The sequence below is a fragment of the Corynebacterium marambiense genome (assembly GCF_016342275.1).
Classification (GTDB): Bacteria; Actinomycetota; Actinomycetes; order Mycobacteriales; family Mycobacteriaceae; genus Corynebacterium; species Corynebacterium marambiense.
This window is the reverse complement of the sequence record NZ_JAEIOT010000007.1, coordinates 282,279-296,942: the sequence shown is the minus strand read 5'-3', so window position 1 is coordinate 296,942 and position 14,664 is coordinate 282,279. Positions and strand designations below refer to the sequence as shown.

Here is a 14,664-nt window from a genome sequence, read left to right as displayed (position 1 = left end):
AATGAGATTCAACTCAACGACGCTGCTACTTCCGGCTATTCTGGCGCTCTCGGTGCTGTCCGCCGTCAGTCTGCTGGTGGGCGTCGCCGACTCGGACTGGCGGATCATGGTCGTCTCGCGGATCCCCCGGACCGTCGCCATTCTGCTCTCCGGAGCGACGATCGCGGTGGCGGGACTGCTAATGCAGCTGCTGGCGCGCAACCGCTTCGTCGAGCCGTCGACGGTCGGTACGACGGAGTCGGCGGCACTTGGGCTGCTCCTAGTCACCCTCTTCTTCCCGGCAGCCCCGATTGGGTGGAAGATGGTGGCGGCGTCGTTGACGGCTCTCGCCGGAACAGCCCTGTTTCTCGGAGCTATTCGGCGGATACCGAATCCCGGCCTGTTCACCGTTCCACTAGTGGGCATCATGCTCGGTAGCGTCATCGGGGCACTAGCCACCTTCATCGCCTACAACTACGGGTTGCTCCAGTCCCTCGGGTCTTGGCAGTTGGGTAGCTACGCGGGAGTGCTGCGCGGTCGCTACGAACTGCTGTGGATCATCGGGATACTGGTAGTTGTCAGCTACGTGGCCGCCGACAGATTCACGATCCTCGGGCTCGGGCACTCCTACGCGGTGAACGCGGGCATCAACGCCCGCGCCGTAGAGACCTTCGGTCTGGCTGTCGTCGCGGTCGTCTCCGCAGTGACGGTCACCGTCGTCGGTGCGATCCCGTTCCTCGGACTCGTCGTCCCGAACCTGGTGAGCTTCGTGATGGGGGACAACACCAGACGTTCGCTTCCCTGGGTCGCTCTCATCGGGGCGATGATGTGCATGGTCTGCGACATTCTCGGAAGGACGATCCGCTTCCCCTATGAAATGCCCGTCGGCACCGTGATGGGTGTCATCGGCGCCGCCATCTTCCTGGCTATCCTATACCGGAGGAATTCCCGTGTCCGCAGCTGAAACCACAGTACCGAACACCCCATCCCTCGCCGGGGAGCAGCACGCACGGCGGGGCAGGGCGGACCGGTTCCGCAGACTTCTCGTCGCTGGTCTGATCCTCCTGTCTGTACTCGGCATTGCCTTCTTCCTGACCTGGGACCTTCCCTCGGTCTGGAAGTTCGCGCTGAAATTACGTGTCTCGACGGTCGCGGGACTCGTGATCGTCGGCGTTGCCATCGGGGCATCGACGGTGGTGTTCCAGACGATTACCGCGAACAAGATACTGACCCCAGCATTGATGGGCTTCGACAGTCTTTATCTGCTCGTCCAGACGGTCATCGTCTACTGGTTGGGTTCGATGTTCTTCTCAACGGTGCCGTCCGCCGCGATGTTCCTGGTCAACACGGTCATCATGGTGGGATTCTCCCTCCTACTCTTCGGAACCGTATTCGCTGGGGGACGTACCTCGATTGACCTGCTCCTGCTCATCGGCATCGTGACCGGTGTCTTCTTCCGTTCCCTGTCCGCTCTGCTGCAACGCATGCTGGACCCGGGGGAGTACCAGGTACTCCAGGATGTCTTCTTCGCGACATTCTCGGTGGTCGATAAGAAACTCCTACCCTGGGCGGGTTTGGTGACCATCGTGTGCGTCGGGATCTTTCTGTACCGCCGCAGGCAGCTTGACGTGCTGCTCCTCGGTCGGGACACCGCCGTGTCCCTCGGTGTGAATCACCGGCGTGAGGTGATCACGGCGCTGGTGATCTGTTCGGTACTCGTGAGTGTGTCGACGTCCCTCGTCGGCCCCGTGACCTTCTTCGGTCTGCTCGTCGCCAATCTCGCGTACCTGCTCGTCCGGAGCGACAGACACGGATGGACCATCCCGGCCGCCTCCGCCCTCGGTGTGGTGTTTCTCGTCGTCGGCCAGTGGGTGCTCGGCAGACTATTTTCCTTCGACACCTCGTTGTCGGTGATTATCGAGTTCGCTGGCGGACTCCTGTTCCTCTACCTCCTGTTGTCAAAGAAAGGCCTGGGCCGTTGATCCGGATCTCTGGTGTGACCAAGACATATGACTCCGACACGGTCGTCGATGATATCAGCGTGGACATTCCCGCCGGGGGAGTGACCAGCGTCATCGGCCCCAATGGTGCAGGCAAGTCGACCCTGCTCGGAGTAGTGAGCCGTCTGATTCGGGCCGACGGTGGATCGGTGAGCGTGGACGGTCACGACGTGTCGACCACATCGTCGAAAAAACTTGCGCAGATACTCTCGGTGCTGCGGCAGGACAACCGGGTCGCAGTCCGGCTGACGGTGCGGGAACTCGTCGCCTTCGGACGCTTTCCGCACAGCGCGGGCCGGTTGACCTGGGAAGACGAGAAAGCGATCGAGCGTGCCATGGAATACCTGGAGCTTGAGGAGTTTGCGGAACGAAACCTCGATGAATTATCCGGTGGTCAGCGCCAGCGCGCGTTCGTCGCTATGGTTCTCGCCCAAGAGACTGACTACATCCTGCTCGATGAGCCACTGAACAATTTGGACATCAAACACTCACTGGCGATGATGAAACTCCTGCGCAGGACCGCCGAGGAACTCGGACGGACGGTCGTGGTGGTGATCCACGATATCAACTTCGCGGCCGCGTACTCCGACCGCATCATCGCCATGAAGAACGGTCGTCTGGTACATTACTGCACTCCCGCGGAACTGATGACCACGGAGAACTTGGCGTCTCTCTACGACGTCGACCTGACCGTGACCGAGGTTGATGGCCGACCCGTCGCCGTGTACTTCTAAACGCCTTACAATAGCTTAGGGAAGGGGCATTCCACGGAGTCTGCCGAGCGGAATGACCCCCTCCGGCGGGAGGCCCGCGACGTGTCCGAGCAGTTCGCCGAACGCGGTGACGTGATCGGACAGATCGTTGTCGACGGCTGTCCATGAGGCGCGCATCTCAACCTGGAATGCGCGGGGCGGACCGCCGATGTCACCGAACCGGACGGACGCTGTCGAGGTGACGGTTCCACCGAGATTCGTGTAAGTGGCCCCTGACTCATCGAGGGACTCCTTCAGCCAGTCCCAGGCAACATCGGGAAGAAGCGGATCACCCGCCACCGAATCATCCATGTCCGCCTGGATGTAGGCGACGAGCCGCATCTTTCCCTCCCAAGACTCCTCTGCTCCGGGATCATGGAGCAGGATGAGCCGACCGAAAGCGTCGCCATCACTGTCCGTGGCGATGCCGTTGTCGTCGATGGCGCGTTCGACCTCGAGACCGACGGCGTGGCTGTATGGGGCGAGACGCTGGGGTGGACGGATCGTTCCCAGAGACACCTCGGAGCGGAGCCGGGCACGATGCATTGACTTGACAGCTTCGTTGAACAGAAGGGGTGCGTCGGTGTCGGCCGATGTCCCGGCGGATGCGGGATGCTGGGGGGCTTCGGATTCGGTCACGACTCTCAACCTAACTCCGGGAAACATGATGGGCGGGGAGGCGCGCCGACCGGGGTGGTGGCACCCGTGGACGGGTATCCAACTTATGATGGAGACCAGCGGCCGACGACGGAGAACACCGCGTTGTCGGCGTCTACCGGAGGCCCCATTGCAGGGACCGCCCCACCATGAAAGGAACCTGAATACAGTGGCCCAGCGCAAGGATTTCGAGAAACTCAATTCGATGCAGCAGTACTCCCAGTTCGCCGCCTTCCGGATCATACCCGGGGCGCTCGGCGATGACCGCACGCAGGCGATAGCCGACACCAGAGAGTTCTTCAGGGGACTTGGGGAAGGCCCCGTGACCGTCCGTGGCATCTACGACATCTCCGGGCTCCGTGCCGAGGCTGACGTGATGATTTGGTGGCATTCCGAAGAGATCGAGGACATCCAGCGGGCATACAACGACTTCCGACGCACCACCACACTCGGCCGGTGCACCGAAGCGTTCTGGACGGGAACCGCGTTGCACCGGCCGGCCGAATTCAATAAGTCGCATCTCCCGAGCTTCATCATGGGGGAGGAACCCGGCCGGTGGATCTCCGTCTACCCCTTCGTCCGTTCCTACGATTGGTATCTGCTCGACGACGCGGAACGCCGGAAGATCCTCGTCGAGCACGGTATGGCCGCGCGTGACTTCCCGGATGTCCGCGCCAACACCGTCCCCGCGTTTTCCCTCGGTGACTACGAGTGGATCCTCGCGTTCGAGGCACCCGAGATGCACCGCATCGTCGACCTGATGTACCGCATGCGTTACACGGAGGCTCGCCGACACGTGCGCGAGGAGATCCCATTCTTCTCCGGTCGCCGGGTTGATGATGTCGAGGAGATCATCGCGGTCATGCCGTGATCGCGACGAAAATGTACGGAGCGAAATGATGCCCGTCGGCCCCATTCCGGGACGACGGGCGTCCGTCGTCTCCGCTGCTAGCTGATGGGCTTCTCCTCCAGGGTGAGACAGATCGAGTTGATGCAGTAGCGCTGATCCGTGGGGGTATCGTATCCCTCACCTGTGAACACGTGCCCCAGGTGGGAGTCGCAGGTGGCGCACAACACCTCGACGCGGGGTCGGCCCGGGAGTGACCGGTCCTCACGTTCGATGACACGGTCCCCGGCGAGCGGGGAGAAGAACGCCGGCCAACCGCAGTGGGCGGAGAACTTTTCCGTGGAACGGAACAGCTCGGTACCGCAGGCTCTGCAGGAGTAGACGCCTTCGGTCTCGGTGTCGGTGTACCGTCCGGTGTGTGGAGCCTCGGTTCCGGCACGACGCAGCACCCGGTACTCCTCGGCGCTCAGCCGCTCGCGCCATTGATCGTCACTGATGAGTCTGAAATCGGTCATCGTCATTCTCCGTGGATGTCGTCGTCGGGGTGAATGTGGTCCTGATGGTGTCCTGACGTGCGGGTACAGCGACCTGTCCGCTCCCGTCGCCCGTAGTCGCCGGTGGCTCCGTGGCTGTGGCTGCGTGACCGTGACGCTCCTGCCACCACCATACGACCGCGGCCACCGTGATCGTCAGGATGATGAGCGCCCAACCGACGGTCGGCTTGAGATAGTGCATGGCGCGCCCGAGATCCAGCCACTCGTCCGAGAACCAGACATCCGCGGAGAGGAAGCAGTAGACGGCGACCCAGGCGACCGGCGAGTGCATCGCTGAACGCCGGAGCAGCACTGTGAACAGGAGCGGGAACAGCAGCATTGAGTAGTACATCTGTCCGAGAGAGGACAATAGGAAGACGCCGGCGAGGAGCAGGCCGGTGGTGGTGCTGACCCAGAGCAGGGGATCGGTGTACCGCCACCTGAGGAGAACGATTACACCGACCGCGACGACGACGGCGAAGAAGACGAACCAGAACTTCTCCTGCCACCACGGCATACCGTAGTAGGTTGCGATGCCGGGCAGCGAGCTGTTGGCGTAGTCCCGCACCTCACCCAGATAAGGCACGGTTCGGGTCACATAGTCTCCGGCACCGGGGACGATGGGCCAGGCTATGACGTTCGTGACGACCGGGACCAGTACACCGGTGCCGACGGTCCGCCAGTTCAGCTTCACGAAGGGAAGAAAGAGCAGGGGGGCGAAGATCGGCTTCACGAGGATGGCGAGGCCGATGAGGATACCCGCGGCCCACCGCCGCTCGTGGAGCAGACAGTAGAGGTATCCGGCGAGAGCGAGCAGAAGGACACCGTTGATGTTCGAGAACACCAGCGTATTCTGGACCGCCTCGGTGAGGAACGCGAAGAACACGGCACCCGGGAACACGGCCGACGACAGGGCGTAACCGAACATTCTGGTCAGCACGCCGAGTGCTGTGACGATCGCGGCCGCGTTGATGCAGATGAACCACATCCGGGCACTGTCGAAATCAGTCAGCAGTCCCAGTGGCGACAGGACGAGCGTCGCGCCAGGGGAGTAGAGGTAGTGGGGATCGACGTGGTGGTAGATCTCGTTGTAGATCGGCACACCGTCGTGGAACCGGCGGAGAGCGTAGTAGACCGTGGAGAAGTCGTCGGTCACGGACCCGTTGACCGAGAGCACGAGGATACGGTGGATGATCAGCATGAGTGACAGGGGCCAGAAAACCATCTGTGCCACACGGTCGAAACCGGTTGTCCTGGGCGTCGGTGCCGTCGGGGGTACACGAGGGCCGGGAGAGTTCCAGATCGTGGTCAAGCGGGAGTGGGCTAGGTCAGTCACTGTCCCACCATACCGCGGGAGGCTCCCTGATCAGGGAGCGAGGCCGGGGTGTTTCCTGGTATACCGGAGAAACACACACCCGTCCGATGTGGCGCGGACCTCGTCGAGACAGAGGCGGTGGTGTTCCTGCGGGTCCTTCGGTCGGGTGTCCACCTCGGCGATCAGTCCCGGATGGACAGGGAGGGTGAGGCTCGGGTCAATGGTGATGTGGTGGACGTCGATCAGATCCGCCCGCACCAGCTGTCCGAGGAGCTGTGCCCCGCCTTCGCAGATGATCCGACGGTGGCCCTGTTCCCGGAGGCATCCGATGATTTCGCCCGGTGTGCCACCTTCCGTCGACACGATCCGCCCGCCCGCACGGATGATCGCGTCGCGAGGCCCCGCCAGTCTCGGGTCCGCGTATGCCTGTGCCGGGACGAGAACGAGCGTCGGGACCTCACTGTCGGCGAACAAGGGGGAATCCGGGGAGAGGTTGAAGGAACGGGTTACGACCGCGACCCGTGGTAGCGGTGGACGTCCCTCCGACGTTCGGCGGGCGCGGTCGCCAGGGGAAAGGACGACCCTGCCGTAGTTCTCGGCTCGAACGGTCGCGGCGCCGACGAGAATGACATCACTCCATGATCGGAGCGCGAGGAGCAGTTTCGTGTCCGTGGCGTTGCCGAGCGGTCCCGATGTGCCGCCAATCGTGGTCGCTCCGGTCAGTGTCACGGCGGACACGGCGCGAATCTGAGAGATCCCGACTGGCTGCGTCGGTCCGATCAGTACGTCCGCGGGGACGGCACCTGGGAAATCGCTCATGGAGGGCAAGGATAGTCCGTGGCACCGCATGACAAAAGTGGCCCGGCCGTCGAGGGCCGGGCCACTGTGATCATTGAGCGGATGACGAGACTCGAACTCGCGACCCTCACCTTGGCAAGGTGATGCGCTACCAACTGCGCTACATCCGCACACACATTTTTAGGAGTTGTGCTACTCCGGTGCGCGATACTGGGATCGAACCAGTGACCTCTTCCGTGTCAGGGAAGCGCTCTCCCGCTGAGCTAAACGCGCGGGGAGAAAGACTGCGGTGCAGTATTTCCAGAGCGGATGACGAGACTCGAACTCGCGACCCTCACCTTGGCAAGGTGATGCGCTACCAACTGCGCTACATCCGCACGCACATTTTTAGGAGTTGTGCTACTCCGGTGCGCGATACTGGGATCGAACCAGTGACCTCTTCCGTGTCAGGGAAGCGCTCTCCCGCTGAGCTAAACGCGCAGGACTATAAAATTGGAGGTGGAAACGGGAATCGAACCCGTGTGCACGGTTTTGCAGACCGTTGCCTCACCACTCGGCCATTCCACCGTGGCTGTGCAGGTACGAAAACCATACCAGAGCGGATGACGAGACTCGAACTCGCGACCCTCACCTTGGCAAGGTGATGCGCTACCAACTGCGCTACATCCGCATCACTACACTTATTGGATCCGTGGACCCGGTGTGGTGCGAGACCAAACTCTAGCCCTATTCGGGACTCGGGCACAAATCGGCAGTTGGGATGCACCCGGTCGATGTTCCTCGGGCTGTTCTTTCGGAAGCCTCGGTACGGTTATCCGGGGGTGACGGGGCACACCTGTCGCGAGATTTCTTCGTTCCACAGAACTGGATTACGGTCACCCGGGGGTGACGGGGCACACCTGTCGCCGAACGGGTCCCGGTAGGCACGGGGACTGCTCCCGGTGAGTGTCGCGGAGACACCGGTGCACCACCAGCGGATTAGGTGAGCGCTCGGCGATCGTGTTAACTTACTAGGCAGGCGAGGCGTACTCGTCGAAGGTCCCATGGCTCAGTGGAAGAGCGTTCCGTTCACACCGGAAAGGTCGCTGGTTCGATCCCAGCTGGGACCACCGCAACTAGCCTGGCCACCATACTATGGCCGGGCTTTTCCGCTGTTCCCAGGGCAAGTCCGATGTCCGGGCTGCCCGTTCGGCGTACCCTGGGTGGGGACAGAAACAGTTGCCGTTCACCCCCGAAGCAGGCGCTGGAGAAGGCCCGGAGAAGATGCAGCTCGACAAAGCCGCGCCGGTTGGTCCCGTCGGTCGGGAACTTTCTGCCCGGACCAACCGACTAGTGGAAGAGGCCCTCAAAAAATGGGAACCGTCTGGTGTCCCATGTCTCCGTCTTCCGAGCTACGGCAGGCCACCCAACAACGACCATGGAGTTGATCGTGACCCGACAGTACGGACATCGGTACCGCAGGCTTGCGGCTATCGCCGCAGCTGCGTTGAGTGCCCCTGTCGTGATAGTGGGTTGTCAATCGGGCTTAGGTCCGTCCTGGTCCAGCGGTTACGCCGTAGCACACGATGTCGTGCTCGACTCAACGCCCGCAGACGGTGCCACGGTCGACGAGTTTCCCCGCGAGATCGTCCTCGAATTTTCTGGAATTCCCCGGGACAGTTTCAACACTGTTGCGGTGAGTGACACCACAACGTCCACGGTCCTGTTCAGAGATGAGCCCGTGCTGGACAATCAGGTCGTCACGGTGGTGGTGCCCGACGACATTCGCCCAGGGCCGGGGGAATACACGGTGGGGTTCCAGATCACGTCCTCTGACGGCCACGCCACCCGGGGACGGACCACCTTTACAGTCTCGGGCGGCGACGGAGCATCCTCGGAAGCCCCGTCCGACACCCTACCGGGGACGACCCCAGAGGACCCCTCCGGTGGGTCCGACCCAGAAGAGTCCTCGTCACCTGTTCCTGCCGTCGCCGTCGGCGGCGGGCTGCTCCTGCTTCTCCTTATCGTCGCAGGCCTGATCATTAAGAAGAGAAAGTGAGTTTTTATGACCACCCGTTCACTCAGCCGCATCTCTATTGCCACCGTCGCCGTTGCAACGTTTGCACTCGCCGGTTGCTCCGATTCCACCAAGGATTCCGTTGATGACGCGGCCTCTGCCGTCACCTCGGCGGCCGCCGAAGTCGGGGACGACGCTAAAGACGCCGCCAAAGATGCCGGTGACAAGGTGAAGGAAGGTGCCGCCGACGCCAAGGACGCCGCCGAGGCGGCGGGAAAGAAGGCGAAGGACAGCGCCGATGACGCCAGGAACGACACCGCTGGCACGCTCACGGCGGAGGATGTCCACCTTCACGACGGCTTCGTCAAGGCGATGCCCGCCGGTGCCGGTATGACCGCTATCTTCGGAACGCTGGAAAACCACACTGCCCGTGAGATCCATCTGATCGGTTTCAGTACGTCGCTCGGTGAGGCCGAATACGAGATCCACGAAGTCGTCGACGGCAAGATGCAGGAGAAAGAGGGCGGAATTACCATCAAGGCTGGTGGCGACCATGTTCTTGAGCCGGGTGCCGACCATCTGATGATCCTAAATTACGACAAGGCGATCCAGGCCGGATCCACGGTCGACATCACTCTGAAGTTCTCCGACGGCTCGAAGATCGTCGTCAAGGAGGTTCCTGTGCGTGCGATCGGAGCAGGCGAGGAGGACTACGGATCCGACTCCGCGCATGGTGACCACGAGATGGGTCACGACAAAGACAAATAGCCCACTCCGGAACCGAGTTGCACGATCTACCCGGCGTGGTTTCTGCGGTTGACCGGCGCTGCCCCTGGAGCTGAGAGTCGGGCTGGAATCTGCGGAGCCCGCTCTACCCCGGTAACTCGGATCCAGGCCCACCGATCCAGCCACAACTGCTACACCCTGAAAGACCGCCGATACCTCATGCCTCACGAGAGCAAATCCTGTCCTGTTCCCCATTCCCTGACTCGCCGCGGATTTCTGGCGGGACTGTCTGCGGGTGCCGCCGGGGCTGGGCTCGTCGCCTGCGCCTCAGATAGCTCCCGCGATCTGGAACCGGGGGTCGTGGTACCCGGCGACCGCGAAGGGGTTGATTCCCAACTCGGCAGTGAGAAAGTCGTGTTCGGTGGCGAACACCAGGCAGGCATAGCGACACCGTTTCAGGCTCACCTGAATCTGGTGGCCTTCAGTTTCCGCGGTATGGCGGACAGGGGAGCGGCCCGTCGACTAATGCGATTGTGGACGGAGGATGCCCGCAGGCTGTGCGAGGGCAGAGCACCACTCGGTGATCTTGAACCGGAGATGGTTGATGCCCCCGCCAATCTCACCATCACGTGTGGCTTCGGAGAAACTTTCTTCACTATTATCGGGCGTCCGGAGGCCAAGCCCGAGTGGCTCGGGCCCCTTCCGGCATTCTCCCGTGATCAGCTCGATGACCAGTGGGGCGAAGCCGACGTGGTGCTGCAGTTGTGCTCCGATGACCCGGTCACGTTGTCCCACGCCACCCGTCACATGATCAGGGCCGGCGTCGACTACGTCTCAGTGCGCTGGTTCCAGCAGGGGTTCCTCAACTCCGACGGCACCCGTCCGGACAACGCGACACCACGAAACCTGTTCGGCCAGAAGGACGGTACGGTGAATCCGCGTACCCGGGAGGAGTTCGACGACATCGTCTGGATCAACGAGGGCCCGGACTGGCTCCGCGGCGGTACCGCGCTGGTGGTTCGCCGCGTCGCGATGAATCTCGACGAATGGGAGATGCTCGACCGGAATTCTCGGGAGGTCGTCATGGGCCGCACCCTCGACAGCGGAGCGCCGCTCACCGGCGATGAGGAGTTCGATGTACCCGACTTCGGTGCCATCGACTCTTACGGACTTCCTGTGATTGATCCGGCGAGCCATATCGCGCGGTCAACGAATCCGGACGATGCGCCGCACCAGAAGATTAAGAGACGTGCCTTCAACTACGATCTGCCGCCGGAACCTGGGAGCGGACAGACCTCGAACGCAGGGCTGATCTTCATCTGTTTCCAGAAGAACCCGCTCGAGCAGTTCGTCCCGATCCAGCGTCGGCTGGATGAGAAGGACAGACTCAACCAGTGGATCACACACATCGGTTCTGCGGTGTTCGCCTGCCCGCCCGGGGTAGTAGACGAGGAACGCGGAACAGGGCGGAACGACACCGAGCGCGACACCTACTGGGGAGCCACGCTGCTCGAGGATTGATCGGGCGCGTTAAGATGATGGCTGACAGTTCGGCCGATCTGGTCCAATCGCCGTGGCGCATCGCGCCACCCGGTGGTGGCGGGATCGGCGTCGGTCCACCTGGCGTCCTGGCGCGGGGGCCGTTCGCAACCGGTGGAAACCGTTGCCGGACGGGACTGTCCCACCACCGTGAACGGGAGCCGGCCAGGTATGCCGGTCCCGCCGAGCGTAAGAAGGAGCGCGACCAGCATCGTGTGCACGACAGAAAAATCTCAACCCGGAACCTATCCCTCATTCCGAGTTCCCGCGGGCACCGCCGTCGGAGCGGCGATGCGTGAACTGGAACTCCCGAACAAGGGCGAGGACGCCATCGTTTGTGTTGCGGACGCGGACGGGACCTTGTTCGACCTCTCCCACGTTCCGGACGCGGACTCCGCATTCTTCCCCATCCCTGCGAACACCGAGGCCGGTCGCTCGGTGATCCGGCATTCCTGCGCCCATGTGCTCGCACAGGCCGTCCAAGCGGAGTTCCCCGGTACAAAGCTTGGGATCGGTCCCGCCATCGACGGTGGGTTCTACTACGACTTCGACGCTGCGGAACCGTTCACTCCGGAGGATCTCCGCAAGCTGGAGAAGCGGATGAAGAAGATCATCAAGTCGGGGCAGAGGTTCGAGCGTCGTGTCTACCCGACTCTCGATGCCGCCCGTGAAGCGCTCGCCGGCGAGCCCTACAAACTTGAGCTGATCCAGGACAAGGGATCCGTCGATCCCGATTCCGATGAGGCGACCGAGGTCGGTGCGGGCGAACTGACCGGCTATTACAACCTCAACCCCCGTACCGGAGAGCCAGAGTGGTACGACCTCTGTCGGGGGCCCCATGTGCCGACGACCCGCTATATTCCAGCTTTCGCCCTGACCCGCAGTTCCGCGGCCTATTGGCGGGGGGACCAGCGCAATGCCGGGCTCCAGCGGATCTACGGCACCGCCTGGGAGACCAAGGAAGCCCTGGAGGCGTACCAGACGATGCTCGCCGAGGCGGAGAAGCGCGATCACCGGCGCCTCGGAACCGAACTTGATCTGTTCAGCTTCCCCGACGAGATCGGTTCCGGATTCCCGGTGTTCCACCCGAACGGTGGCATCGTGAGGCTCGAGATGGAGGAACACTCCCGGCGGCAGCACATCAACGCCGGCTACAGCTTCGTCAATACGCCGCACCTGACCAAGGGCGAACTCTTTGCGAAGTCCGGTCACCTGGACTTTTACGCTGACGGCATGTTCCCGCCGATGCAGCTCGACGGCGAGACGGATGCCGACGGCAACGTGACCAAGCAGGCGCAGGACTACTATGCGAAGCCCATGAACTGCCCGATGCACAACCTGATCTTTGCGTCCCGAGGACGGAGCTATCGGGAGCTGCCGCTGCGCCTATTCGAGTTCGGTACCGTCTACCGGTACGAGAAGTCGGGCGTGATCCACGGGCTCACCCGGGCCCGCGGATTCACCCAGGATGACGCCCACATTTACTGCACCGACGATCAGCTTGAGGCGGAGTTGACGAGCGTCCTCGAGTTCGTCATCTCCCTGCTCCGGGACTATGGGCTGGACGACTTCTACCTGGAACTGTCAACGCGAGACGACGAGAAGAGTGTCGGCTCCGATGAGATTTGGGAGCGGTCCACCGTGATCCTCGAGCGGGTCGCGCACAACTCCGGGCTGGAACTCGTCCCGGATCCGGGTGGAGCGGCCTTCTACGGTCCCAAGATCTCCGTCCAGGCCAAGGATGCGATCGGGCGGACCTGGCAGATGTCGACTGTGCAGCTCGACTTCAACTTGCCGGAGCGTTTCAATCTCGAATACACCGCCTCCGACGGAACCAAGAAGCGCCCGATCATGATTCACCGGGCATTGTTCGGCTCCATCGAGCGTTTCTTCGGGGTCCTCCTCGAACACTATGCCGGGGCATTTCCCGCGTGGCTCGCTCCGCACCAGGTGGTTGGTATTCCGGTCGCCGATGACTTCGCACCGCACCTCGAGTCGGTCTGTTCACGGCTCCGTCGGGCCGGAGTCCGCGCGGAGGTGGACACCTCAGATGACCGGATGCAGAAGAAAATCCGCAACCACACCACTGGCAAGGTTCCCTTCATGCTTCTCGCCGGCGCCCGGGACGTCGAAGCTGATGCTGTGAGTTTCCGGTTCCTCGACGGCAGCCAGTCCAACGGTATTCCGGTCGATGAAGCGGTTGCCCTGATCACCGCCTGGGTAGGGGACCGAATCAACGATCAACCGAATGAGGAGCGCCTTGCGGAACGTCGCTGACGATGACCCGGTGTGTGATGGAACCATGACTGATCGCGGTGCAGGAGTCCCAGACCGTCTCGTTCGCCTCTGGGCTCCGTACCGGATGAGCTACATCGCCGATTCCGGAGCGGAGGGACACCCGGATTCCGGCTCGGGTACCGACCGACGGGATCCCTTCCTGAGGATTCCCGATCTTGATGATGAGGAAGGTCTCATCGTCGCCCGGGGTGAGTCGGTCTATTGCGTCCTCAATCTGTACCCGTACAATTCCGGGCACATGATGGTGGTTCCCTACCGGAAGGTCGCGAACCTCGAGGATCTCACCGTGGAGGAGTCAGGAGAGCTGATGTCGTTTGCACAGACCGCCGTGCGGGCCGTGAAATCGGTGTCGCACCCGGACGCCATCAACGTCGGACTGAACCTCGGTAAGGCCTCCGGAGGGTCAGTCGGAGACCACCTGCACCTGCACATCGTCCCACGGTGGGCCGGCGACGCCAGTTTCATGACCGTCATCAGCGGCACCAAGGTACTGCCGCAGCTGCTGCGTGACACCAGGCGTCTACTGGCGGAGGCCTGGACGAGTCTGGAGAATGCACCGGGAGAGACGAATGCTTAGTGCACGAGGACGCCGTCCGGCGGCAGTGGTGGTGGAACCGGTGGCGAGGGCGATGCTCCGGTTGGGGTTGTCCCCGAATACGATCACGGTCGTCTCCGCCTCGTTGACCATCGCTCTCGCCGTGATCCTGATTCCCGCCGGACACCTGTTCGCCGCAGCGGTACTGACGGGCCTGTTTTCCGCCTTTGACATGATCGACGGAACAATGGCCCGGATGCGCGGAGGCGGCACGAAGTACGGGGCCACCCTGGACGCGACGTGTGACCGGATCACTGATGGTGCGTTCTTCGGTGCGATCACCTGGTGGCTCATCTACACGCACGAGGCCGCGGCCCCTGTGGTCGTCGCCGCTCTGGTGGTTCTGGTGGGATCCCAGGTCATCTCCTATGTGAAGGCGCGCGGCGAGGCCTCCGGGTTGAAGATCGTCGGTGGCCTCATCGAACGACCGGAACGGCTTATACTCGGTCTCCTCGGTATCGGACTCACCGGCCTCGGTGTCCCGTGGGCTATCGAGATCACCCTGTTCGTCCTCGCGGCAGGCACCGTGCTCACCGTCATTCAACGCCTGAGGTTCGCGGCGCGGTCGGCAGGTGCCTCGGAGAAGACCGCGCCGCCCGCTGGAGCACGCAGCTACACAACCTAGGAGA

The 14,664-nt window shown here is 62.5% G+C and carries 14 protein-coding genes and 7 tRNA genes; 11 read left to right on the top strand and 10 right to left on the bottom strand.

The window, feature by feature from the left end; translation table 11 throughout:
* Window position 1: 1 nt before the first annotated feature.
* Genes JDV76_RS06475 through JDV76_RS06465 form a run of 3 tightly spaced genes read left to right on the top strand, consistent with a single transcriptional unit; the run spans window position 2 to window position 2,713 of the window.
* A complete protein-coding gene (locus tag JDV76_RS06475; RefSeq protein WP_232958945.1) occupies window positions 2-943 on the top strand; it encodes an ABC transporter permease in 942 nt (313 codons plus the stop codon).
* Entirely contained in the window at window positions 930-1,961 is a 1,032-nt protein-coding gene (locus JDV76_RS06470) for an iron chelate uptake ABC transporter family permease subunit (protein WP_198736039.1), read from the top strand. The genes JDV76_RS06475 and JDV76_RS06470 overlap by 14 nt, the downstream gene beginning before the upstream one ends.
* Window positions 1,958-2,713, top strand: a complete 756-nt coding sequence (locus JDV76_RS06465; protein WP_198736038.1) for an iron ABC transporter ATP-binding protein — start codon at window positions 1,958-1,960, stop codon at window positions 2,711-2,713. The genes JDV76_RS06470 and JDV76_RS06465 overlap by 4 nt, the downstream gene beginning before the upstream one ends.
* Window positions 2,714-2,728: 15 nt before the next feature.
* Here the strand turns inward: JDV76_RS06465 and JDV76_RS06460 are convergent, their stop codons facing one another.
* Window positions 2,729-3,370, bottom strand: a complete 642-nt coding sequence (locus JDV76_RS06460; RefSeq protein ID WP_376992919.1) for a DUF3000 domain-containing protein — start codon at window positions 3,368-3,370, stop codon at window positions 2,729-2,731.
* A 187-nt stretch (window positions 3,371-3,557) separates the two neighbouring features.
* On the opposite strand from JDV76_RS06460, the gene hemQ reads away from it, so the two are divergent.
* A complete protein-coding gene (gene hemQ, locus JDV76_RS06455; RefSeq protein ID WP_323374269.1) occupies window positions 3,558-4,259 on the top strand; it encodes a hydrogen peroxide-dependent heme synthase in 702 nt (233 codons plus the stop codon).
* Window positions 4,260-4,336: 77 nt separating this feature from the next.
* On the opposite strand, the gene msrB is transcribed toward hemQ, so the two are convergent.
* The 9 genes from msrB to JDV76_RS06410 form a co-directional block, all read right to left on the bottom strand.
* Window positions 4,337-4,750 (bottom strand): peptide-methionine (R)-S-oxide reductase MsrB, encoded by a 414-nt coding sequence (msrB, locus tag JDV76_RS06450; RefSeq protein WP_198736036.1) that lies wholly within the window; start codon window positions 4,748-4,750, stop codon window positions 4,337-4,339.
* Window positions 4,725-5,993, bottom strand: a complete 1,269-nt coding sequence (locus JDV76_RS06445) for a glycosyltransferase family 87 protein (RefSeq protein WP_232959059.1) — start codon at window positions 5,991-5,993, stop codon at window positions 4,725-4,727. The genes msrB and JDV76_RS06445 overlap by 26 nt, the downstream gene beginning before the upstream one ends.
* Window positions 5,994-6,134: 141 nt before the next feature.
* Entirely contained in the window at window positions 6,135-6,902 is a 768-nt protein-coding gene (locus tag JDV76_RS06440) for a pyrimidine reductase family protein (RefSeq protein ID WP_198736034.1), read from the bottom strand.
* Between the two features lie 76 nt (window positions 6,903-6,978).
* Window positions 6,979-7,051 (bottom strand) — tRNA-Gly (locus tag JDV76_RS06435).
* Window positions 7,052-7,082: 31 nt separating this feature from the next.
* Window positions 7,083-7,154 (bottom strand) — tRNA-Val (locus JDV76_RS06430).
* A 31-nt stretch (window positions 7,155-7,185) separates the two neighbouring features.
* Window positions 7,186-7,258 (bottom strand) — tRNA-Gly (locus tag JDV76_RS06425).
* A 31-nt stretch (window positions 7,259-7,289) separates the two neighbouring features.
* Window positions 7,290-7,361 (bottom strand) — tRNA-Val (locus JDV76_RS06420).
* Between the two features lie 13 nt (window positions 7,362-7,374).
* Window positions 7,375-7,448: transfer RNA gene (locus JDV76_RS06415), tRNA-Cys, on the bottom strand.
* 30 nt (window positions 7,449-7,478) lie between these two features.
* Window positions 7,479-7,551, bottom strand: a tRNA-Gly gene (locus JDV76_RS06410).
* A 367-nt stretch (window positions 7,552-7,918) separates the two neighbouring features.
* Here JDV76_RS06410 and JDV76_RS06405 point away from each other — a divergent pair.
* From JDV76_RS06405 to pgsA, 7 genes are all read left to right on the top strand, one after another.
* A tRNA-Val gene (locus tag JDV76_RS06405) sits at window positions 7,919-7,990 on the top strand.
* 461 nt (window positions 7,991-8,451) lie between these two features.
* Window positions 8,452-8,919, top strand: coding sequence for a copper resistance CopC family protein (locus JDV76_RS06400; RefSeq protein WP_248140815.1), 468 nt, complete (start codon window positions 8,452-8,454; stop codon window positions 8,917-8,919).
* 6 nt (window positions 8,920-8,925) lie between these two features.
* Entirely contained in the window at window positions 8,926-9,645 is a 720-nt protein-coding gene (locus tag JDV76_RS06395) for a copper chaperone PCu(A)C (RefSeq protein ID WP_198736032.1), read from the top strand.
* Window positions 9,646-9,822: 177 nt separating this feature from the next.
* Window positions 9,823-11,124, top strand: a complete 1,302-nt coding sequence (locus tag JDV76_RS06390) for a Dyp-type peroxidase (protein WP_198736031.1) — start codon at window positions 9,823-9,825, stop codon at window positions 11,122-11,124.
* 309 nt (window positions 11,125-11,433) lie between these two features.
* Complete coding sequence (gene thrS / locus JDV76_RS06385; protein ID WP_232959057.1) at window positions 11,434-13,419, top strand: threonine--tRNA ligase; 1,986 nt, start codon at window positions 11,434-11,436, stop codon at window positions 13,417-13,419.
* Complete coding sequence (locus JDV76_RS06380; protein WP_198736029.1) at window positions 13,391-14,017, top strand: ATP adenylyltransferase; 627 nt, start codon at window positions 13,391-13,393, stop codon at window positions 14,015-14,017. Before thrS ends, JDV76_RS06380 begins: the two co-directional genes overlap by 29 nt.
* Window positions 14,010-14,660 (top strand): phosphatidylinositol phosphate synthase, encoded by a 651-nt coding sequence (pgsA, locus tag JDV76_RS06375; RefSeq protein WP_198736028.1) that lies wholly within the window; start codon window positions 14,010-14,012, stop codon window positions 14,658-14,660. The genes JDV76_RS06380 and pgsA overlap by 8 nt, the downstream gene beginning before the upstream one ends.
* Window positions 14,661-14,664: the final 4 nt, after the last annotated feature.